We start from the raw sequence: 21,718 nt of genomic DNA, 5'->3' as shown, positions 1-21,718 counted from the left end.
AATTTATGCCAATTCGTTAATTTTAATTAATGGCAAACATTGTACGGCATATTATCAGAAACATCTTCCTTGTTATAACCATAATATTTTGCCTGGTGTATGGGCTAACACTGCTTGTTCCGTTTTTAAACCCGCAGCATTGGTGGCTGGTTGGTTTTCTCGGGCTTACATTTCCTTATTTGTTTTTTTTATTATTGTTTGCCTTCTTTTTCTGGCTTATTGCAAAGCCAAAAATATCATTATTACCGCTGCTTGTTTTGCTGCTTGGTTATAAACAAATAAGCGTAACATTCGCGGCTAACTTTACGCCTTCCAATTTGAGCATTAAACCCGACAGTACACTGCGCATTATAAGCTGGAATGTGGCGAATATGTATGGCTTAAGTAAAAACCAGGAAACCAAGCAACATAACCGTACAGAATTGGCCCGGTCGGTGCTCGATCTTCAGCCCGATATCATTTGTCTGCAGGAATTTAATCATTCCTTTACACGCGGAGAAAACGCTGATAATATTAGCCTCTTCAGCAAAAAATATCCTTATTTTTTTTATTCAAAAGACTATGATAAGGAAAACGGTTTTTATACTTCGGGCTCAATTATTTTTTCAAAATACCCGCTTATCGATTCGGGGAAAACAGCTTTTCCCGGTGAGTTTGCCGGCAGTCTCATTTACGTGGATGCCAAAATAAATAATGATACGCTGCGCATTTTTACAACCCATCTTCAATCGTTTGGATTTAATACGGCTGATTATGCCGAGATGAATAAAATAAAAGAACGCGATGATGAAGCCATACATGCTTCCAAAAATATTTTTATTAAGATGAAAGCCGCTTTTACCAATCGCGGGCTGCAGGCTGATATTGTAAGGCGGCAAACAGATTCCGTTAAGCATCCTTCGGTTATTTGCGGCGATTTTAATGATGTGCCTACTTCTTACACTTATTTCCGGGTAAAAGACAGCCGGAGCGATGCCTTTCTTAAAACAGGTACAGGCGTTGGCAAAACCTACAGCACATTAGCGCCCATGCTGCGCATTGATTATATTCTGCCCGATACCAGCATTATAGTAAAACAGTTTGATATGGTTGATGAAAACCTCAGCGATCATGTAATGCTGGTAAGCGATTTAAAACTGAAATAAAATATTAACGCTGGTTTTTATGCTGCAGCCTTTAACTATTTGAGTTACATAGTTAGTTTTTAATTGTGCCAAGTATATTTTTTAACTGGCGGATATGCCTCTGAGTATGATATAAAACAAAGTGCAATAATTCAAGTTTGGTTATTTCACCAAATATAGGCAGGTCAATAATTTCAGAAAGATCGGTTTCATTACGCCCTGTTTGCAAATTCCTGATTGATAATTCCAGCGCATTAATTATTTGCTCTTTGTTATGATAGCCATCTTCAGGAATAATAAAATCAGGTGAATTATATTTTGCCTTAAAATCAAGAAATATTTTTTTAAGATGATCTGTATTTTGTTCAGGATTTCTTTCAGCAGGCAGGCCGTGCATCTGCAGGCCTTGCGCTATGGCCTTGTTCGACTTTGTTATATGAATTAATACCTGTGCTGCCGTCCAACTGTTCACAAAAGGAACCGTGTTAAGGATTTCCTCTTTTTCATCCTGCACGAGTTGCATTAATTCATGGCTTGTTGCATCGAGACTCCTGAATAATACCTCAGTATTTATTTGTTCTTTTATCATAATACAATGTTTGGGGCAACAAAGCAGCAGCCCCGGTTCGTTAAAATTATTTTACTTCAAGCACGGAAAGAATATTACCGGCAGGGTCTTTAAACCAGGCAATATGGGGCCCGCCGTTATCCCTGCTTATGCCTTTTTCATCTGTTTTAATATCGCCGCCGTATTGTTCAAATACAACACCTTTTTCAATGAGTGCATCAACGGCTTTATCAACATTATCAACCGGAAAATTTAAGATGGTAAAGGTGGCCGGTTCATGGTTAGGCTTTGGATAAACAATAACCGGATTGTTACCTTCAATATGCAGCTCTAATATGCCCATTATACCCTCCTTTATTTCAAGGCCAAGCACATTACCATAAAATTCCTTTGCTTTCTGTATATCATTTACAGAAAACCCACTGAATGCTTTTGTGTGTTTAAACATAGTTTAGCTTTTAATTGTTATTAAATTTTTCAGCTTCAGCATGCATAGCATTTCTTCATCGCTCTTATACCATTCTATGCAGGGTTTCGTAAAATCAATACGTTCATCATGCATCATTTCACTGAAAATATCTTTTATTAAACAAGTTTTGTTTGCCCAATGATATAATGTTTGATACAAGTAGGTTCCTTTTTCTATAACATCATTTTCATAACCAAGCCTTGCGCCCTCTCCTTCATATTTTTCTTCAGCAACTGCTTTGTAAACTATGCCATCTTTATGCATACTACTTATGCCATAATAATTTCTTTTGTCCGCACAATCACCGGTCTTCTTAATTAATTCATCAAATGCCCCGCCAATACCTTCAGGGAAAGTCCTTACCTCAATTCCGAAAACGTTAAGATTATTTTTGAGTTCAAGCTTTTCCATTGTATTAATTTGATAACACAAACTTAAAAAGCGCTATTAATTTATGGGCGGTGTATATACGGCATTGTAAGGGGTTGATTACGACAAAAACATTTTTTATGTTTGCTGGCCGCATTGTGGCCATAACCTGATGTTATAGCTCAGCAGGATTAATGCAGTTGAAGGGAGTGACACAACTAAGCTTAATAGCACTGCAATAGCCGGTAACATAAAAAGATTGCGCAGCAATTGAAAAACACAACATATGAAACATGTATCAATTCTTATTCCGCACGGACATACCAGCGTAGTGAACATTGAAGGCACGCACCAGATTATGAATGAAGTGAACACGCTGCGTGCACGTGAAGGTGAACCGCCTTTATTTAAAGTGCAGCTCGTGGGCATTTCGAAAGAGGCAAGCCAGCGCGGTTTATTTACAATTATGCCTGATGTATTGATTGATGATATAAAAAAAACCGATCTCATAATGATACCGGCCATACATGGCAAACCAGATGCTGTCATGCAAAATAATGAAGCCTTTGTGCCCTGGATAAAGGAACAGTATGATCATGGTGCCGAAATAGCCACATTTTGCATTGCGTCGTTTTTCCTGGCCGGCACAGGATTGCTTGATGGCAAGCAATGCGCTACGCACTGGACGGCTGCCAACGATTTTAAAAGACTGTTTCCGGAGGTAAACCTGGTGGATGATAAGATTATGACAGAAGACAGCGGCATTTATACAAGCGGCGGCGCTTATTCTTTTTTAAACCTGCTGGTATACATTATTGAGAAGTATGCAGGCCGGAAAATTGCTGTACTCATTTCCAAAGAATTTATGATTGATATTGACAGGATAAGCCAATCGCCTTTTATAATTTTTGAGGGTCAGAAAACACATGATGATGAGCCTATAAAAAAAGCGCAGGAATTTATTGAAAATAATTTTGAAGACAGAATAACTGTTGACCAGCTTGCATCTATGTTTGCCCTGGGCAGGAGGAATATGGAACGCAGGTTTAAAAAAGCAACCTCAAACACCGTTATTGAATACATTCAGCGTGTAAAAATTGAAGCCGCTAAAAAGAACCTTGAGAGCAGCAGGAAAAACGTAAACGAGGTAATGTATGATGTGGGTTATAATGACCCAAAAGCTTTCAGAACCATCTTTAAAAAGATAACAGGGTTATCACCGCTTGAATACAGGAATAAATATAATAAAGAAGCGATTGCCGTATAGAAAGCTCACTTGCAGTTTTTGCAAACACCGTTTACCAAAACGTTGGTTTGATGCACGGAAAACCCTTTTGGGATAGTTACTTCAGGGATGATTACATTGTCCAAACAATAAGTGGTGCCGCATTCTTCGCATAAAAAATGTACGTGATCGTCATGATGATGGCCTTCACTGCAGGTTTCCTTGCACAAAGCATACATGATGGAATTATCTGCGGTAGGTATGGTATGAATAATCCCTTTATCAACGAAGGTTTGAAGCGTGCGGTAAATAGTTACACGGTCAAAATGTTTGCCGCTCATTTTTTCAATATCGCCATGAGAAAGCGCTTTACCGTTTTTCTGAAACAGCTCTAATATTTTAAGCCTGTTTTCTGTAACGCTAAGCTGGTTATGTTTTAATATGTCAATTATTTCATCTTTCATCTCTGTTAATTTGCGAATGATGTGCCGTTGGTTGTTATTTCAGGCGGCTTCGTTTCTTTCAGTAAGGCCCTGATATTGGATTCCATCAGTCTTAAATCTTCCGGTTTTAACGCATCATATACCTGGCCTCGTACATTACCAAATTTATCAACCAATGCCACAAATTGCGAATGCAAAAACTGGTCGTTAATACTGCCAACATTGTTATTCGGGTCATCAATTAAATAACTGTTGCGGGCAGCAAAGTAAAGACTGTCTTTCCTGCCGGTGAGAAAAACCCATTTACGCGTGTCAACCTTCATGGAATCTGCATAATGCCTTAACTGCGCTGCGGAATCTGTTTCCGGGTCGCAGGTATTGGAAACAATCATGAAATCTTTTTCGTTCTTAAAATCGCCATATACTTTATCAAGATTATTATTCATTACAGGGCAAATTCCTTTGCAGGTAGTGAAAAAGAAATTAACGGCGCAAACTTTTCCGGCCATATCTTTCTCGGTAAAAGGCTGATTATCCTGGTTGGTGAAAGCAAACGGCTTTACAAAACTGATGATAGGAGCTTTTGCTTTCCATTTGTCTGTGCCTGCAAAAATCGCTATCAGAAAACCAATCGTGAGTACGATGAAGAAAATGATGTAGCCAACAACTTTTTTACTCATGCCTGCAAAGTTATAAAAGCCATAAACAAGTAATTGTTAACGAAATTAATTTTGCAACGCTGTTGCAAAACTTTAGCTTTGCATTCCGATGATAAAAACGCTTAGAAAGATTAACCTCGATACATTAGGAATTTCTGCCTCGCTGGTATGTGCTATTCATTGCGCCGTGCTTCCTTTATTTTTTACAAGCCTGCCTTTATTTGGGTTGGAAATATTGCATAACAAGATATTCGAATACACCATGATTGGTTTGGCGGGCTTAATCGGCTCTTATTCATTATACCATGGCTGGAAAAAACACCATCATAAAAAATTGCCCCTTATTCTTTTTTTAGTTGGCCTTTCGCTTTTGATACTTAAAGAAGTGATTACAGGGGCTGAATTATTGTTACTGATTCCTGCAGCCACACTTATTATAGGCGCTCATATTTTGAATTATAAAGATTGCAGAAAAGCCAATCATTGCCATAAAAATGATTGTAACCACGACCATTTGATTAGTTAATTGTTCGTATTACTGTCCTGATATTTTTTAAGGCGTGAGATTAAGATTATGCCTGGACTGCAACGCTTTTAAGATCAGGTTCCGCTTTCTGCAACTAATACATTTCTCGAAAAACTTTCCTCAAGCGAAATAATGGTATCTGTGCGTTCAATGCCCTTTATTTTCTGAAGCTCATCGTGCAGCACAAATTTTAGCTGGCTGATATCTTTGCACACCACTTCTGCAAACATGCTGTAATTGCCCGTGGTATAATTAAGGCGTACAATCTGGGGTATCTTTTTTAACTGGGCCGCCACGCTGTCATACAGCGAACTTTTTTCAAGATAGATACCAATGAATGCAATAACATCGTAGCCCAGGATTCTAAAATCAATATTGAATTTTGTTCCCCGCACAACGCCAAGCTCCTGCATTTTTTTAATGCGTACATGAATGGTGCCGCCGGAAACGAACAGTTTTTTTCCGAGGTCGGCATAAGAAATATTGGCATTGTCCATCATAGCCTGGATTATTTGAAAGTCCAGTTTGTCAAGATTCAATTTACCGGTCATATCAGCAGGTGTTTTTAGAAAATATTTATCCAAATATATATTTTATTAAACATTTTCTATAAATAAAAAATTTGCCTTGAAAGATTTCTATTAAATTGGTTTTTAGTTTTAATATTGCACTGCAAACGCAATTAGTTCTTATACATACTGTGGGGTGATGAAATTTTTGGCAGACATGCCCTCTCGTCTCGGGGGTGAGGATTACGGGATAAACAAAATGTAGAGCCGACGTTACTTTTGGTAAGGCCGACCAGGGTTGACCACTAAACTTTGCATTTTAGCTAACCGCCTCGTGGAGGTTCGATCCCTCCCCCTACAGCTTAAAGGAGCCTTAGCTTGTGTGATTATGAATGAGTTAAGGCTTTTTTATTTTTAGCCGGTACGCTAAAGCGAATCCTGCCACCTAAATCTGTTCATCTTTCATTCTTCTTTTGCAGCTATCCATTGCCGCTTATACATAAAAAAGCCGGCATAAAGCCGGCCTGCCTTCAAAGGTTAATAATTGTGTTTACTGGTATTCAAATTTTAGTTGTGTTGTTCCATCGGTGCTGGTAAGCGCATAACCCTTATCGTCGAATGTATAAGTAGAGTTGATGCTATAATCTTCTTCTGTGCCTGGAAAATCCCAGGTTACGGAAAGGAGTTCATTTTCTACACCATATTGCACAGCAAAACCGGCCTGGTCTAATACCCAGTTGGTTACTTTAGGAAATATCGGCTTGTGATTGCCAAATGTGAAAGTGGCCGAATATTTATAAGCGCCGGTACTGCTAATAGATTTGGGATTGCCATTGGCATAGGCTATTGCAAAATTCATTGAAGTTTCGCCCATCAGTAAATCCACTTTAATGTTCGTTACCTGGTTATTGCTTACAATATAAGTGAGCTTATCATCTTCAATTAAGGCATCCGGTTCGCCAGCCGTAAGCTGCCAGCTTTTGAATGTACCGGAAACCGGTATATTATTCTGATAGGTGTAAGTATAAACGTTTTTAAAATCATTGTCTTCCCTTTGTTCAATACCCGTAAGATTACCGGCATTATCATACGTAAATATTGTTGACTTTGAATCATCGGTGCTCTTAACTGATGTAAGGCGGTTATCGTTATTGTACGTTAAGTTGTACGTCGTTACCTGTCCGTCTTCAGTTTCAATAACCTTTACTAATTTCTTTCCGGAATTGCCCGGCACAGGATCAGATGAATCTTTTTTGCACGATGCAAATGATAGCATAGCAACAGCAATGGTTGCAATAAGTGATAAGTGTTTCATGTGTTATGTTTTTGTTTTAGTGTTTACAGGCTTAGCTGTTTTTTTTATTTATGATGCAATACTAAACCGCACACACCACGCGGTGCAGGGCGCCCGTAATGAGTTGCATTTTGATAAGGATGAATTGAAGATATCAGGGATTATGAATTGTTTTTGAGAAGCGAATTGTTATAGCGGCGGGTAACTCTTTTTTAATAATAACTCATTGAGCTATTCCATCATTGCTATTGCTTATTGCAAGGCAAAACAAATACAGGCGAATAATAATGGTGAGGAGAAAACTTAAGTATAAATATTTACAGTATCAGCTATGAACAGAAAATTATTATTGTTTGTCAAACACTTTTTTTAAAAGTTCGGTAGTGCGGGCTGCAGGGTTTTTCCTGATGTCTTTTTCCTGCTGGCCTATCTCATAAAAAATGCCATTCAAGGCTCTTCCGGTAACGTAGCTGGAGAGGTCGGTATCAAGTTTATTATTGCCAAAAAGATTTATCTTATTATAGGCGGTGGCTAAATCGTTCCAGTATTTTGTAGCATTTACCTTCTGCAGCGATTTTTCTATTACTGGTTTAAAAGCTTCTGTTAAAGGGTCTGTGGTTTTTGTTTTAAGATAATGCGTTGCAGATGTGTCGCCGCCTTTTAAAATGCCCCAGGCATCCTGTATCGTCATTTGTTTGATAGCATTTACAAATATGGGCGCTGCGCTTTTACTGGCATCTTCAGCGGCATGGTTCATGGAAGCGATGGCATCATCTGCAAGCTTACCAAGGCCCGCACTGCGCAATACCTGTTCAGCTTTCTGTGCTTCGGGCGGCAATAAAATTTTAATGGCAGCATTCTTTAAAAATCCATTTACCGCAGAGAGTTTCGACGTTCCCTTTTGTGTGCCTTTTTCCAAAGCCTGTTTTAAACCGGCCACTACCTCTTCTGTGCTAAGCGTAGCATTGCCCTGTGATAATCCGCCTAATACATTGTTTACAGAAGAATCTTTGGATACGGATTTTATTACCTTATCGAGAATTTGTGCATGAAGTGCTGAGCAAATAAACAGGGTGGCTATAAGCAGGCTTAACAATTTTTTTGTATGCATCATTCAAAGATAACAGCACCGGTTTTAAGGTAGCGTTAAATGCGGCTGATGCGGATAGTTATCCATGCGGAAAAGAAGAATTGTCCGGCGCTGCATACATTGCAATTTGTTTAAATAAATGTTGGTTTTTATATTGCCGTAAAACAAGCTGCTTATGGAAAATATACTTGCTGCCGATGAACAAACCCTTACACGCGACAGCCTGCTAAAAAAATTCTTCAGCCTTTGGGCGGTGGTGTATGTATATGCTTTTATGTTTACATCGCAGTTTAGTTTTCCCATACCTTTTCTTGAGCAGCTCGTGGTTTGGTTTGGTAAAACATTCCTGCATCTTAACGACCTGCATAAAATAACCAATACCGGCAGCGGCGACACCACGTACGATTTTGTTTTGATACTTGCTATTGTCATTCTGTCGTTACTCATCAGCATCATCATTCTATTTATTGACCATAAACGCGCCAGCTATCGCCCGTTATATTTATTCACTATTGTTATTGCCCGGTATTATGTAGCCTTTACCATGATTACGTATGGCTTTGCCAAACTCTTCGACGGGCAGTTTCCGGCCAATGGTTATTCAAGGCTGGAAGAAAAGGTTGGCGATATGTCGCCCATGGGTATCGTGTGGGCATTTATGGGCGCCTCCCGCGCTTATACTTTTGTTTCCGGCCTGCTGGAATTTACCGGGGGCGTATTATTGTTATTCAGGAAAACCAAAACGATCGGCGCTTTGTTTTCCATGGCAGTAATGCTCAACGTTGCTTTACTGAATTATATGTATGATGTGCCGGTTAAAATATTCTCCACGCACATTGTATTGCTCTGTGTTTTTATATTAACGTACGACTGGAAGCTGTTGTATAATTTCTTTATCCGCCATCGCACCGAAAAACTTGTTTATAATAAACTGCGGGCGCCTAAACAATGGATGCAGGTTTCATTGCGCGTAATAAAGGTTCTTTTTATCATAGTTATGCTGTGGAATAATTCTTCTTACTTACAAACCACATTAAATAAAAAGCCGGTGCCTATGGAAGGGTTCTATGCAGTGAATACTTTTATTTTAAACCAGGATACATTGCCTGTAATTTCCAATAAAAAGGATACTGTGGGCTGGAGCAAAATGTTTGTACAATATCCGGGCAGCGTATCTATCAAAATGAATTCCGATACTACTCTATGGAAAAAGATAATGATTGATACGGTTAAGCAAACTTTTACGATCAGCAACTACGATTCCACGCAATATGCCTTGCTGAATTATACCATGCGTAATGATACGGTGACCTTCAGCGGTATTATTAAAAAAGATACCGCCACTATTATATCTATCCGTAAACAAAAGAAAGATTATTCGCTTACCGGAAGAGGCTTTCACTGGATTAATGAATACCCGCCGAATTGGTAACCTTTTTTCTGTACTTTTCTCTTGAAAGAAAAGTACATAGCAAAAACATGCGCAAGCATTCAGCTTAAAAAATGAATGAATCAACATTAACACAACGAACTTTTTCATTCAAAAAATAATCTTTACTAACAACAATCGCCCAAATAAAAAAATCATTTATAAAACATAAACCCATCATTTTCGCATCTCAAAAAAATAAATAATGACAGTACTCTATATACTTTTCGGCATAAGCATCCTGCTCTTGATTATTATCTTAATAAAATTATTCACCGGCAACAATAAAGCACAACAACAAGCAATAGAAAACCTGTACGCACAGCTGGAGGAAATCACCCTACAGCAAAATGCCAGGCACGAAGCTTTGCAAAACAACCTGCAACGCATAGAAGCCGACTTGCTTGCCGCCGCGCAGCATACAGAACAATCCCTGCGCAGCGATTTACAGCAGGGCCAGGAAGCCATCCGTAAAGAAATTCTGGCAAACCGGCTGGAACTAAATAACCAGGTTTTAAGAAGCCGGCAAGACATAAAAAAATCCATCCAGTCAATAGAAGAAAAGCTGGATAATCAAAGGCAAAACACCGGCGCTGTGCAGTAAAAATCACACCGTTTTTTGTTGTATTTTATAAACATCATTATCTTGTTTGCAAATTAGCTGGCTTATTCATGACGATTGTATACATACTCCTTGCCCTTATCATTGGTTTATTGTTGCTGATACTGCTGAAGCCAAAAGATAATGCCGCGCATAAATTTGATGAACTAAAAACCGATATCAACCGTATTGAAACGGCGGTGAAAAACGAGATTGCGGCCAACCGCAAAGAAAGTTTTGAACAAAGTGCTTATGCCAGGAAAGAACTCGCCCATTCCTTACAATCCTTCGAAGAAAAGCTTAATCATCTCACAGAAACCATAGATAAAAAATTATCTGCTTTCAGCGAAAGCAATAACACCAATGCACTGGCAAGCCGCACAGAAATAAAAGAAGCGCTCAGCAGTTTTAAAAAAGATTTGGCGCAAAGCATCAGCGATTTCAATACACAACAAAAAGATAATTTTTATCAACTGTTGCGCAAACAAAGTGACCAAAATACCGACACCAGCCAAAAGCTTGACACCATGCGCAACACCATCGAACAAAAAGTTACAGCCATGCAACAAAGCAATGAGCAGAAGCTGGAGCAAATGCGCATTACCGTTGATGAAAAACTGCAGCAAACACTCGAAGCAAGACTCGGCGAAAGTTTCAAGCTCGTCAGTGAACGGCTGGAAGCCGTGCACAAAGGTTTGGGCGATATGCAAACCTTAGCCACCGGTGTGGGCGATTTAAAGCGTGTCCTCAGCAATGTAAAAACACGGGGTGTGCTCGGCGAGTATCAACTGGAAAGTTTACTCGAACAAATACTCACGCCCGACCAGTATGCAAAAAATGTAAAGACCAAACAAGGCAGCAATGCACTCGTTGAGTTTGCCGTAAAGCTGCCCAACAAACAAAACAGCAACGAACCTTTGTGGCTGCCTATTGATAGTAAGTTTCCCAAAGAAGCATTTGAATTGTTAAGCGATGCGTATGAACACGGCAGCCCCGAACTGATTGAAGAATACCGCCGCACCTTTATAAAAAGCATACGCAGCTATGCACAGGATATATGCAATAAATATATTGATGCACCCAACACCACCGATTTCGCCATACTCTTTCTGCCGTTCGAAAGCCTGTATGCCGAAGTGCTGCGTACACCCGGGCTCATGGAAAATATACAGCGCGAATGCCGCATCACCATTGTTGGGCCCACCATACTCAGTGCGCTGCTCAACAGTTTACAAATGGGTTTCCGCACACTCGCCATAGAAAAGCGCAGCGGCGAAGTATGGCAGTTGCTCAGCGCCGTAAAAACAGAGTTCGGAAACTTTAATACATTGCTCAGCAAAGCACAAAGCAACATACAAACAGGCTTAAACCAGTTAGAAGACCTTGCCGGCAAACGTACACGAGCCATAGAAAGAAAATTAAAAGATGTGCAGGTGTTAAGCAATGATGAAACGAATAATATACTGCCATTGATGAATGATGAAATAGTGGGCGATGAAGAAGAATAATTTTATGTTACCAGCAGTTAAGCGTTGTGGCATCACGGTTGTGTCACTCCCTTGTGCTGTTATATTTTTATGGCAGCATAATTTCGTGTTGCTCGCCAACGAATAATTTCGATAATTACAATGAAAAGGAGATTAAAAAGAAAGGATTATTCCAAAACAAGATCAAACTACGAATTAAAACGGCGATCGAAACAATGGAAACGCAAGAAGGCTTATAGAAAGTGGCTAAGGAAAAACTTTATATATAATACTTTTCAACAGCAAAGTAAAGAATTTGAAAATCATCCTGCTCCTGAAAATTATTCATTTATCCAAAATACAAATGCTGTATTAAAGTATTTTGACGAAGCCATAAAAATGTTTGAAGTAAAAAAGAATATAAATTTTGATATTTCAAAGATAAAAAATCTTACACCTGATGCAATCGCGCTACATGTTAGTTTTATTAAAAAAACTTCGATAGTAAAAAATTGTTTGGCATCCGGGAATTATCCAGATAATCCTGAATTGAATAAGTTATTTACTCAATCAGGGTTTCAAAGATTTGTTTTAACTAAGGGGAAAAAAGAAAAAACAGATGGTAATTTTTTACATAGAGAAAGGCATTTTAAAGTAGAACCAGTGATTGCCAAAAATGCTGCATTAGCTGGAATCAAACATACATTTGGAAATGAAAAGCCATATGAACCACTATACGATATTTTGATTGAGTGCATGTCAAACACTAATAACCATGCAACAATGACTACTGATAAAACTTATTGGTGGCTTTATGTTTATAATGATTCAAAGACTGGTAATACCTCATATTCATTTATTGATTTAGGTGTAGGTATTTTTAAGAGTATTGAATTACAAGATTATTATACAACCTTTATTAAAAACTTTTTTAAAGGAAAGTTTTTAATAACGCACATGGGTTTGGTAGATGATCTACTAGCAGGTAAAATCCAATCTAGAGTTGATGAGGATAACGAGATCAGAGGAAAAGGAATTCCACAAATTGTAGAACATTCTCGAAGAAGAACTTTCAAAGAATTTTACATTATTTCAAATGATATAAAAATTAACTTAAAAACTTTCGAAAAAGAACAACTTAATTATAATTTCAGTGGAACATTTCTTTATTGGGAAATTCAAAAAACAAAATAATGGAAGTTAAAGACAAAATAATTATTGCTCAAGATTTTGGGGCGACGCCCGGGGCTCGTTATAAAAGCGATGGGCAATTTTCAGGGGAAGCTTTTTTATTAGACCTCCTTTTACCAAAGTTTGAAAAAGCGGTTGCTGAGAACTACATTTTATTAATTGACTTGGATGGTGTTTGGGGTTATCCATCATCTTTTGTATCTGGATCTTTCGGTAAACTTTCCGTGAATAAAGGAGCGGACTTGGTATTAAAGCACATAGAATTTAAATCAGACGAAAACCCCATGCGCTTGGAAAGAATTATTCAAGAAATAAAAAGCCCAAAGAAAAAATGACTTCTAAAGCTAAACTGTTCATTGCAATATTGATATTCTTATTTTTTCTTATCGGATTAATTACTGGATTAATTTGGAAAGATATACCCTATATAAAATTAAACCATGAAGTTAAGGTAACGGAATGCTTATCAATAATTGTTACTCTAGGTATTGGTATTTTTATTCCATTAATAGTAAAAAAATGGATTGATGACGCAAGATCAGTTAAAACGTATTTAGTAGATGAATTAAACTCCGTATTGTCGACAGTCAATCTTATCAAATTGAAAATAAAAGAGTCTTTTGATAAAGGGACTATTGGAAAAGATGAGAAAGATGAAATCAACTATTTATTTCATACTGCCGAACTACAAATAACTAGTTTTAAAAATCAGCTCAAAGTGGCCTTTCCTAATCAAGAAAAAAAACTGTCACAAAAGTTATCAGAAACATATAATCTATACAAAGACTTTTTAACCGACGGTCCTTTAATGGTCTCTTCGTTTACTAAAATAGATGATCGATTTTATCGTGAACATAATCAAGAATCAATGAAACTTGATTCTCTTTTTAAGACGATTATCCAACAAATCTATAAATTCTAAGTACATCACACCAGCTCGGCGAAGTCTTCGGGCGCCTTGGCGAAGTTTGCAACTTCGCCGCATCTATTTTAAAGTTTATAACTTTCATTTCAGCATTCAACAATAAAATAAGAAGAAGTTTAAAACTTCAGTATAACAAAAGCAAAGTTGCAAACTTCGCTTAGCCTTCTAACATTATTTCGGTCTTGATAAAACAACATCTCTAAAAGGCCAGGCTCAGTTAAAAGCCTGGCGAAATTCCAGCGGCGACAGATTTGTTTTTTTCCTGAAAAGTGTGCTAAAAGATTGGGCATGCTCAAAGCCAAATGAATAAGCAATTTCGCTGATAGAAAGACTGGTGGTGGACAATTTTTCTTTCGCTTTTGCGATCAGTTTTTCATGAATATGCTGCTGGGTGTTCTGCCCGGTATGAATCCGCAACAGGTCACTGAGATAATTCGGCGACAGGTTCATTTGTGCGGCAATGTATTGTACTGTTAGCAGTTCTAGCGTTTCCTTGTTGAAATAATCATCAATCAACTGCTCGAACCTCGTCAGCAATGCTGAATTGTGGTTCTTGCGTGTCAGAAACTGTCGCTCATAAAAGCGGTTGGAATATTTTAGCAGGCTCTCGATCTGCGTCAAAATAATTTCATGGGTATGCTTATCGATGTGCTGGCATTCCTTATCAATTTTGTGGAGGATAGTGATCAAATCACCTTCCTCCTCAGCGGAAAGGTGCAGCGCTTCGTTAACCGCATAGTCGAAAAATCCATATTGATGAATGCTGTTTGCCAGGGTATGCTGCAATAGAAAGTCCGGATGAAATACCAGGAGATAACCAGACCCGCATTCCATATTTTGCAGGTCCAGTTGCTGCACCTGGTTAGGCGCAGTAAAGCTTAATACACCTTTATCGTAATCGTAATGCTGTTGCCCATACCTGATCTTGCCTTTGGCTTCGCGTTTGAGTGCCACACAATAAAAGCGGTTAACAAAACCTTTCCAGGTCTCATCTTCCAGGAAAACACTTTCTTCAAGATCGATCACACTCACCAGCGGGTGCCGTGGTTCAGGCAATGATAATAACCGGTGAAACTGGGATATTGAGTTAATGGCGTGCATATACAAATTTAATCAATTAAACCCATGCTGAACTCGTCGTAAGGTGCGCCTGTATTGGTTCCCAACGGCACTATACTTTCCAGTTGTGAGAGGTCATCTTTAGTTAACTCAATGGTAGTTGCTGCGAGGTTTTGCTCCAGGTATTTCCTGCGTTTGGTGCCCGGTATTGGTACGATTCCCTTGCTCATGATCCAGCTTAGAGCCAGTTGTGATGAAGTGACATTCTTTGCTGCAGCCATCGCTTCAATAGCTTTAACCAATTCGATATTCTTTTGAAACATTTCACCCTGGAAACGAGGGATTGCCCTGCGGAAATCGTTTTCCGGCAGATCATCAATGCTTTTAATTTGACCTGATAAAAAGCCACGGCCCAATGGTGAATAAGCTACAAACCCGATACCCAGCTCCTTTAAGGTATTCAAAACGCCGCGTTCTTCTACGGTTCTTTCGAACAATGAATACTCGCTTTGTACAGCAGTGATGGGGTGTACAGCATGTGCACGCTTAACTGTTTCAGAAGATACTTCAGACAGGCCAATATAACCTACCTTACCTTCTTTCACCAGTCCGGCCATCGCTTCAACCGTTTCTTCGATTGGCGTATTTTTATCGAGGCGGTGCAGGTAATACAGGTCTATATAATCGGTATTGAGGTTTTTAAGCGAACGTTCCAAAGATTTCTTTACATATTCCTTTTTGCCATTGATTTTCCAGGTCACTTTGTTGTTGTCATCGATCTCCCAGCCAAATTTGGTGGCCAGTATATACTGATGCCGTTGGCCACTGATCGCCTTAGCAATAAGTTGCTCATTTTTCAACGGACCGTAGAGGTCGGCTGTATCCAAAAAATTACCGCCCAGTTCCAGCGAACGATGGATCGTTGAGATGGCTTCCTGCTCATCAGCAGGGCCATACATATCCCCTTCTTCAAAACCTGTCATGCCCATGCAGCCCAGGCCGATTACCGGTACAACCAATCCCTGGCTGCCCAGCGCAATTTGTTTTATTTTCATGATGCAAAAGTCGGAAAGCCGCACGCAGCGCATGTATGCAAATCCCTGAAGATTGTAAGCAAATCAATGAATGAACAAATAAAAAATTTCGCCTTTGCTGATGTTTCCGTTAATGGCAACCGTTTGCTGGCCGTTAAAGTGATAGACAGTATCAACTTCCCGCAGTAATTTTTCAAAGGCTTGCGCCATCTCTTTCCTTCCGCGGAGTTTTAAAATAGTTTGTCCATCTGCTATTTTTCGGAAACTGCTTCTTCTGAAAATATTTTTACCTGGTTGTCAAAATCTTTTTTATCACCCAGTATGGAAATGTTATCCACCCAGCTCGGCGAAGTGTTCAGATTTGCATTCATTCATAACATCAAGCGATTATAAAAGAAATCAAAGATTTGTAAACGCAGTTCTCCGTATGTCTTTGACTACGGAGACAAATGAATAAGCCAGATTGCATCTGGCATTCCGCAAAAAATCAGCATAAGAAATCCGTAGTTACAAACTACAGATAACAAGCTTCACGCACAAGAGCTTGCGGGAACTATACTACCTGCCTTGCGAAAGCCATTTTTTTGTTGCTTCAGGATAAATGCCAATGCGGTGTGTACGTACCAGTTCAGGAGAAGAACTCATGATAATATTGTTGGATTCCATTACTGGCATATGACAATTAACGCAATTAGCTTCCATAGAAAATCCGGGCTGCGGTTGCAACGTACAAAAGTTATGGTCGTCCGGGTTATGGCAGGTCATACATTTTTGCGCATAGGCGGTTAAATTCCCTTTTTCTTTTACGTGTGTATTATGACAACTGCTGCAATTCATTGTACCACTTAACCTATAACATTTGCTGGCGGTTAACAAACCATATTGGTTAGCGTGTACATCTAAACCAGCCGAATCTTCAACCCTGGGATTTTTATAAAAATGGTTGGTTAGTGTGTCGCCGGGCATAAAGGAAAAAGCTTCTGTGTTTCCTTGCATAGTACCCGAATGACATACGGCGCATATATCCATTGCCACTGCAGGCGGTAAGGAGGCGGGATTCACAATAAACTTTCCGCGTTTTTCTTCCGGGTGTGCTGATTGAAAATCCACATGGTCTTTTGCAGGGCCATGGCATCGTTCACACTGTATGCCGAATATCATGGCATCGGGCGTAAAACCTAAAATGGGTTGCTCCTTTGCAAAGGTGGTATGGCATTCCAGGCACCGGCTCTCTATAAAACGGTCAAATAATATCTGGTCTTTAGGATAGCCCGGGCTATTGGCCCAGTAATGTGTGTTTGCAGAATAAGAAACAGGAAGTTGATAAAGTTGATTATTTTTCCTGTACAGGTAAGTTTGCCCATGCTTACCTGTACCTATCACAATATCAAATTTTTCGGCCCTTTGCTCTTTGCCATTTGCATAAGCCACCTGGTGCAAACTGCCTGCCTGTTTTTTCATAACCACCCAATGGTTACTATCTAAATACAAAATATTTTTATTGCGTGAAAAACTGCCTTTAATATTTTCTTCTGATGCTGGTGCCGACTCAAGGTGATGCAGTGTGGTCTTGAAAGAATCATAAATTTCCCGGTGGCAATTACGGCAGGATGCTGTACCCGCATATTCTTGTCCTTTCAAATTCTTAATACCATTCCCAGGTGGTTGCTCCTTATCAATACATTTTGTAAATAAAGCAACTGATGCAAAGATGATAATGGAAACAATAACCAGGCGTTTATGGGTAAAGGTGATATTCATAAAGGCATAAAAATATACAATGTAACGAAACTTCAGGTCATCGAAAGATGGTTACGTTGTATTTAAATCTCCGCCCTCCGCCCTTCTTTGTATTGTCACCACAAGGAGTTCAATAACAAAATCATTTCATTATCTTTAAAAGAAAATTATAGATTGCATTTAGTGTTATACAACAGTAAATATTCTGATTGCCTGGAATAATGATGTAACCCATTTAGTTCTGCAAGGGTGACAAAAATTAACGTAAGCACAAAATAAAACCACTATGACAATTACTCAGATCAAGGTGTTCAATGCTAAATTGGATAGCACCCTTGAAGCCATACTTCCTGAAATGGAGGAAATATATAAAGATATTCACCGTAACCCTGAACTTTCCATGCAGGAGAAACGTACAGCGCAAATTGCCGCTGCCTACCTGAACAAATACAATTGGGAAGTAACGACAGGCATTGGCGGAACAGGTGTTGTGGGTATTATGAAAAATGGTGAAGGCTCAACGGTGATGTTGCGTGCCGATATGGACGGGTTACCCATTACCGAAGCGACCGGATTACCTTATGCCAGTACGGTGAGGGCCAAAGATGAAGATGGAAGAGAAGTAGGTGTTTCGCATACCTGCGGGCATGATTTTCATGTAACCTGGTTAATGGGAACGGCCCGGTTATTGGCGGAACATAAAGATCAATGGAGCGGAACTGTTCTTGCCGTTTTTCAACCGGGTGAGGAAGTAGGCCGTGGTGCAAAAGCTATGATGGATGATGATATGATAAATCGTTTCCCAGGCCGGACATCGTTTTAGGTCAGCATGCGATGGTGGGCATTGCCGGATATGTAGGACATCGCAGCGGCGCTATTCTTTCAGGTGGTGATAGCCTGCAGATAAAACTGTTTGGTCGCGGTTCGCATGGTTCCCAACCACAGAATTCTATTGACCCGGTGATTATGGCAGCTGCTACCACCATGCGTTTACAAACTATTGTATCCCGTGAAATTGACCCGGATAAGAGTGCAGTAGCAACAGTAGGTTCTTTACAGGCCGGAACAAAATGGCGGCGCAACCTTTCTTTGTGTCGTAGCCTGTTCTTCATTGCATAGCCTTGCGTGAAGCATGAAACCCTGCTACGACACAATTAAGCAAAGATGAATATAACTGTTGTTTTTTTTCTATTCCGTTTTATACAATTTCATTTACCTGCAGCACTCTAATTTTACACGATACATTTTCTCGCAACATCATCTTCGTTGCATAGTCATGTACGAAGCTTGAGGCTTGCGGGAAAAGAACCAGTTTCAAAAAATAAATTTATTAACCACCAATAAATCATTTATCATATTGTGGATGAACTCCTCAACAACCCGGTTTATTTTGCATTGCTTACAGGTGATGCACATCGCGGATCCGGTTCAGGCAACGTAAAGTTCTTTGACGAAGAAATTTCACCATTTGCCGGTTTTAAAGAAGGCTATACAATGGGTTTTGATGAGCTGTATAAATTACTGCCATCTGATCGTAATATTCTCTACGCCACCCGCAGTCAAATAAATGAACCTAAAGGATGGAAGCTCATAGACTATGTTGCCGGGCTTCAGTTTATACTTCCTGCATTAAAACCTGCAGGTATTAAAGCCGCAGAATTAGTACCATTGCAACCGCAACATGTTCAGCAAATGATTGAGCTGGCCAAACTCACGAGGCCCGGACCATTTAACAGCCGCACCATCGAATTTGGGCATTACTTCGGCATATTTGATCATCATAAATTGGTGGCAATGACTGGTGAACGGCTGCATGTAGCGCATTATACAGAAATAAGTGCTGTATGTACGCATCCCGAATATACAGGTAAAGGTTATGCAGGCGCTTTGTTAGCCCACCAGGCGCAGCTTATCATTAACAATGGGCAAGTTCCGTTTTTACATGTAAGGGCAAGCAACAAAAGAGCTATTGCGCTGTACGAAAGATTAGGGTTTGAAGAAAATGGTGAAATGAATTTTTACTTTTTAAAAAAATAAAGAGTACGATACAGGAGGTGAAAATCCCCGCTCGGCGAAGCGTTCGGGTGTCGGCGAAGTTTGCAACTTCGCCGCATCTATATTAAAGTTTGTAACTTTCATTTCTGCATTCAACAATAAATACTAAGAAGTTTAAAACTTCTGTCGTAACGGGTCTTCATTTGCCCCCATCTGGCGCAAGTATAAGCCGCCAGGCTTTTGTGCGAAGCTACCTGTGCCTTGCAACGTAAAACAGAAAAACGCACAAGTATTCCTAACACAAAACCAAGCTGCATATTGCACTAGCTTCTGTGAATAATTTTTGTCGCAGCAGGGCTTTTATTATATGGCCATCTGTACAGCATAAGACCTGCTTTGATGCTGAATACTCTGCTGATACGCGAAGAAACCATCAATCATCATTCGCTAATCTCATAATTCCTGCACCTATCGACATTGTTATGAATCCTGCAAAAGGAAAAGTTGGCCACCATCCTGATACATTACCTATAAACAAAATGATTCCAATGAGCAAAAGCACTATGCCTAAAAAAGTTCCCAGCTCTCCGTAGAATGTAACTGTTTGGCGTAGTCTGGAGACTACGCCAGCACGTAAGCAAATCTCAGATTTGCATTCATTCATAACATCAAGCGATTACTATAAAAACAAATCAAAGATTTGTAAACACCACGAGCAACAGATGTTAAAAGCATCAGCGGCAACATGGCTATGCAAACACAAATCAATGAGCTTGTTTTTCTGCTGGACCAAACAAAGCAAATTGATACAGCCATAAAAGAATTATCGAAGACCAATCGCTATAATAAAAATGTACAGTTGTTGTTGAGTATTCCATCTATAGGTTTATTAACAGCGATGATGTTTTTAACGGAAATTGATGATATAAGCCGCTTTAAACGCTTAGATGAACTGTGCAGTTATTGCGGCATTGTACCCAATTGTCATAGCAGCGGCGAAAGGGAAAGCGTTGGTGAGTTAAGCAGAAGGGGCAATGCCATCATCAAAAAAAATTTAATTGAATGTGCCTGGGTAGCAGTGAAAAAAAATCCTGCCTTATTACTATATTATAAGCAGCAGATAAAACATATGAAAGGACAAAAGGCTATCATTAAAGTAGCAAGAAAATTATTAAGCAGAATAAGATATGTATTAATGAACCAGAAAGAATATATGATGGGAATAATTGAATAGAAGTTTATACAAAACATATAAAAACTTAAGTGGTATGAAAACGCAATGAGACCCCTGTAGCTGTAAAGACTACTCAACGCAGTTTGCGTTATACCTCTTTATAAAAATGAATACAAAAAATTGCAGCACACCGATGAGTGCGCCTGCTTAGAGAAGGTTGTTTTTATAATGTGCTTGTATAAAAAGAATACCACGATGTAAACAAATGATTGTACAGCATCTGTAGTATCATTCTCAGCTGAAGTACAAACAATCATCTATTTCCATCGTGTACAAAAAATAAATTTTGATTTCAACATAGAAGGGTCTCGTGGCTATGCACAAATGCTTTAACGAAGACCCTGCTGCGACGTAAAATTTGCCGCACTGTTTTATTTTCCATAAACCAAAGTTAAGAAAATCAAAACAGGGGATTTGCTAAAATTGCTTTTTGATGCTGCACACTACTGCTGAAGCAGGACAGAAATTGTGGTTCTATTGCGAGGTTGGAATGATGTGTGGCTTTGTGCTACCTTACAAAGTGCCTGACTTGGTGCGTTGGCTTTATCAATCTTTAAAAAAGGATAATTTTTTTAAATTATTCCAACTTCTCTTGCAATGCATGAAAATCAAAATTTTTACTGAAATTATCCATCAGGTTTAGCGAAAGCGGCATGCTTACATACCGGAATGCAACTGTTATTAACCGCGGGCAGGCGGCACTGGTATTATTTGTTTTAAAATAATCGGCATTTATTTTATAAAGCGGTTTACTTTTCTTTTCATTTT

Annotated in this window: 25 protein-coding genes; 13 read left to right on the top strand and 12 right to left on the bottom strand. The window is 39.2% G+C overall.

The window, feature by feature from the left end; translation table 11 throughout:
* Window positions 1-29: 29 nt before the first annotated feature.
* Window positions 30-1,145: an endonuclease/exonuclease/phosphatase family protein gene (locus tag ACTHN6_RS07020; RefSeq protein WP_440435027.1), complete on the top strand. Its 1,116-nt coding sequence runs from the start codon at window positions 30-32 to the stop codon at window positions 1,143-1,145.
* 52 nt (window positions 1,146-1,197) lie between these two features.
* Here ACTHN6_RS07020 and ACTHN6_RS07015 read toward each other — a convergent pair whose 3' ends face one another.
* The 3 genes from ACTHN6_RS07015 to ACTHN6_RS07005 are packed head-to-tail and all read right to left on the bottom strand — an operon-like array spanning window position 1,198 to window position 2,572.
* A complete protein-coding gene (locus tag ACTHN6_RS07015) occupies window positions 1,198-1,713 on the bottom strand; it encodes a DinB family protein (RefSeq protein WP_440435026.1) in 516 nt (171 codons plus the stop codon).
* A 46-nt stretch (window positions 1,714-1,759) separates the two neighbouring features.
* Window positions 1,760-2,140 (bottom strand): VOC family protein, encoded by a 381-nt coding sequence (locus tag ACTHN6_RS07010; RefSeq protein ID WP_440435025.1) that lies wholly within the window; start codon window positions 2,138-2,140, stop codon window positions 1,760-1,762.
* 3 nt (window positions 2,141-2,143) lie between these two features.
* Complete coding sequence (locus ACTHN6_RS07005; RefSeq protein WP_440435024.1) at window positions 2,144-2,572, bottom strand: hypothetical protein; 429 nt, start codon at window positions 2,570-2,572, stop codon at window positions 2,144-2,146.
* A gap of 244 nt (window positions 2,573-2,816) precedes the next feature.
* On the opposite strand from ACTHN6_RS07005, the gene ACTHN6_RS07000 reads away from it, so the two are divergent.
* Entirely contained in the window at window positions 2,817-3,797 is a 981-nt protein-coding gene (locus tag ACTHN6_RS07000; RefSeq protein WP_440435023.1) for a GlxA family transcriptional regulator, read from the top strand.
* 5 nt (window positions 3,798-3,802) lie between these two features.
* Here ACTHN6_RS07000 and ACTHN6_RS06995 read toward each other — a convergent pair whose 3' ends face one another.
* Entirely contained in the window at window positions 3,803-4,219 is a 417-nt protein-coding gene (locus ACTHN6_RS06995) for a Fur family transcriptional regulator (protein WP_440435022.1), read from the bottom strand.
* A gap of 5 nt (window positions 4,220-4,224) precedes the next feature.
* On the bottom strand, window positions 4,225-4,878 hold the full coding sequence (locus tag ACTHN6_RS06990; protein WP_440435021.1) for an SCO family protein: 654 nt from the start codon (window positions 4,876-4,878) through the stop codon (window positions 4,225-4,227).
* Window positions 4,879-4,966: 88 nt separating this feature from the next.
* Here ACTHN6_RS06990 and ACTHN6_RS06985 point away from each other — a divergent pair, with 88 nt between their 5' ends.
* On the top strand, window positions 4,967-5,383 hold the full coding sequence (locus tag ACTHN6_RS06985; RefSeq protein ID WP_440435020.1) for a MerC domain-containing protein: 417 nt from the start codon (window positions 4,967-4,969) through the stop codon (window positions 5,381-5,383).
* Window positions 5,384-5,457: 74 nt separating this feature from the next.
* Here ACTHN6_RS06985 and ACTHN6_RS06980 read toward each other — a convergent pair whose 3' ends face one another.
* From ACTHN6_RS06980 to ACTHN6_RS06970, 3 genes are all read right to left on the bottom strand, one after another.
* The gene (locus ACTHN6_RS06980) at window positions 5,458-5,967 is read right to left on the bottom strand and encodes an Lrp/AsnC ligand binding domain-containing protein (RefSeq protein WP_440435019.1); all 510 of its coding nucleotides are present in this window, start codon (window positions 5,965-5,967) and stop codon (window positions 5,458-5,460) included.
* A 475-nt stretch (window positions 5,968-6,442) separates the two neighbouring features.
* Window positions 6,443-7,207 (bottom strand): hypothetical protein, encoded by a 765-nt coding sequence (locus tag ACTHN6_RS06975; RefSeq protein ID WP_440435018.1) that lies wholly within the window; start codon window positions 7,205-7,207, stop codon window positions 6,443-6,445.
* 325 nt (window positions 7,208-7,532) lie between these two features.
* A complete protein-coding gene (locus tag ACTHN6_RS06970; protein ID WP_440435017.1) occupies window positions 7,533-8,300 on the bottom strand; it encodes a DUF4197 domain-containing protein in 768 nt (255 codons plus the stop codon).
* A gap of 151 nt (window positions 8,301-8,451) precedes the next feature.
* Between ACTHN6_RS06970 and ACTHN6_RS06965 the strand changes: the two genes are divergently transcribed.
* The 6 genes from ACTHN6_RS06965 (at window position 8,452) to ACTHN6_RS06940 (ending at window position 13,885) form a co-directional block, all read left to right on the top strand.
* Window positions 8,452-9,708, top strand: coding sequence for a DoxX family protein (locus tag ACTHN6_RS06965; RefSeq protein WP_440435016.1), 1,257 nt, complete (start codon window positions 8,452-8,454; stop codon window positions 9,706-9,708).
* 202 nt (window positions 9,709-9,910) lie between these two features.
* Complete coding sequence (locus ACTHN6_RS06960) at window positions 9,911-10,309, top strand: hypothetical protein (RefSeq protein WP_440435015.1); 399 nt, start codon at window positions 9,911-9,913, stop codon at window positions 10,307-10,309.
* Between the two features lie 68 nt (window positions 10,310-10,377).
* Window positions 10,378-11,814, top strand: a complete 1,437-nt coding sequence (locus tag ACTHN6_RS06955) for a DNA recombination protein RmuC (RefSeq protein WP_440435014.1) — start codon at window positions 10,378-10,380, stop codon at window positions 11,812-11,814.
* A 120-nt stretch (window positions 11,815-11,934) separates the two neighbouring features.
* A complete protein-coding gene (locus tag ACTHN6_RS06950; protein WP_440435013.1) occupies window positions 11,935-12,966 on the top strand; it encodes a hypothetical protein in 1,032 nt (343 codons plus the stop codon).
* Window positions 12,966-13,298, top strand: a complete 333-nt coding sequence (locus tag ACTHN6_RS06945) for an STAS-like domain-containing protein (protein ID WP_440435012.1) — start codon at window positions 12,966-12,968, stop codon at window positions 13,296-13,298. Before ACTHN6_RS06950 ends, ACTHN6_RS06945 begins: the two co-directional genes overlap by 1 nt.
* A complete protein-coding gene (locus ACTHN6_RS06940; protein ID WP_440435011.1) occupies window positions 13,295-13,885 on the top strand; it encodes a hypothetical protein in 591 nt (196 codons plus the stop codon). The genes ACTHN6_RS06945 and ACTHN6_RS06940 overlap by 4 nt, the downstream gene beginning before the upstream one ends.
* Before the next feature lie 216 nt (window positions 13,886-14,101).
* Here the strand turns inward: ACTHN6_RS06940 and ACTHN6_RS06935 are convergent, their stop codons facing one another.
* From ACTHN6_RS06935 to ACTHN6_RS06925, 3 genes are all read right to left on the bottom strand, one after another.
* Window positions 14,102-14,989: a helix-turn-helix domain-containing protein gene (locus ACTHN6_RS06935; RefSeq protein WP_440435010.1), complete on the bottom strand. Its 888-nt coding sequence runs from the start codon at window positions 14,987-14,989 to the stop codon at window positions 14,102-14,104.
* Between the two features lie 8 nt (window positions 14,990-14,997).
* On the bottom strand, window positions 14,998-16,002 hold the full coding sequence (locus tag ACTHN6_RS06930; RefSeq protein WP_440435009.1) for an aldo/keto reductase: 1,005 nt from the start codon (window positions 16,000-16,002) through the stop codon (window positions 14,998-15,000).
* A gap of 537 nt (window positions 16,003-16,539) precedes the next feature.
* Window positions 16,540-17,742 carry a multiheme c-type cytochrome gene (locus ACTHN6_RS06925; RefSeq protein WP_440435008.1) on the bottom strand — a complete coding sequence of 401 codons (1,203 nt, stop codon included), beginning with the start codon at window positions 17,740-17,742 and terminating at the stop codon, window positions 16,540-16,542.
* A gap of 265 nt (window positions 17,743-18,007) precedes the next feature.
* Here ACTHN6_RS06925 and ACTHN6_RS06920 point away from each other — a divergent pair, with 265 nt between their 5' ends.
* The 4 genes from ACTHN6_RS06920 (at window position 18,008) to ACTHN6_RS06905 (ending at window position 20,950) form a co-directional block, all read left to right on the top strand.
* Complete coding sequence (locus ACTHN6_RS06920; RefSeq protein WP_440435007.1) at window positions 18,008-18,544, top strand: M20/M25/M40 family metallo-hydrolase; 537 nt, start codon at window positions 18,008-18,010, stop codon at window positions 18,542-18,544.
* An 11-nt stretch (window positions 18,545-18,555) separates the two neighbouring features.
* Window positions 18,556-18,840: a hypothetical protein gene (locus tag ACTHN6_RS06915; RefSeq protein ID WP_440435006.1), complete on the top strand. Its 285-nt coding sequence runs from the start codon at window positions 18,556-18,558 to the stop codon at window positions 18,838-18,840.
* Between the two features lie 240 nt (window positions 18,841-19,080).
* Window positions 19,081-19,758 (top strand): GNAT family N-acetyltransferase, encoded by a 678-nt coding sequence (locus ACTHN6_RS06910; protein WP_440435005.1) that lies wholly within the window; start codon window positions 19,081-19,083, stop codon window positions 19,756-19,758.
* A 703-nt stretch (window positions 19,759-20,461) separates the two neighbouring features.
* A complete protein-coding gene (locus ACTHN6_RS06905; RefSeq protein ID WP_440435004.1) occupies window positions 20,462-20,950 on the top strand; it encodes a transposase in 489 nt (162 codons plus the stop codon).
* Window positions 20,951-21,527: 577 nt separating this feature from the next.
* Here ACTHN6_RS06905 and ACTHN6_RS06900 read toward each other — a convergent pair.
* Window positions 21,528-21,718: hypothetical protein (locus ACTHN6_RS06900; RefSeq protein WP_440435003.1), on the bottom strand; the 191-nt coding region annotated here is incomplete at its 5' end.

Origin of the sequence: Parafilimonas sp., from assembly GCF_051953455.1 — a bacterium.
GTDB lineage: Bacteria > Bacteroidota > Bacteroidia > Chitinophagales > Chitinophagaceae > Parafilimonas.
The sequence above is the reverse complement of the archived record's forward strand: the minus strand, read 5'-3'. Positions and strand labels throughout refer to the sequence as shown.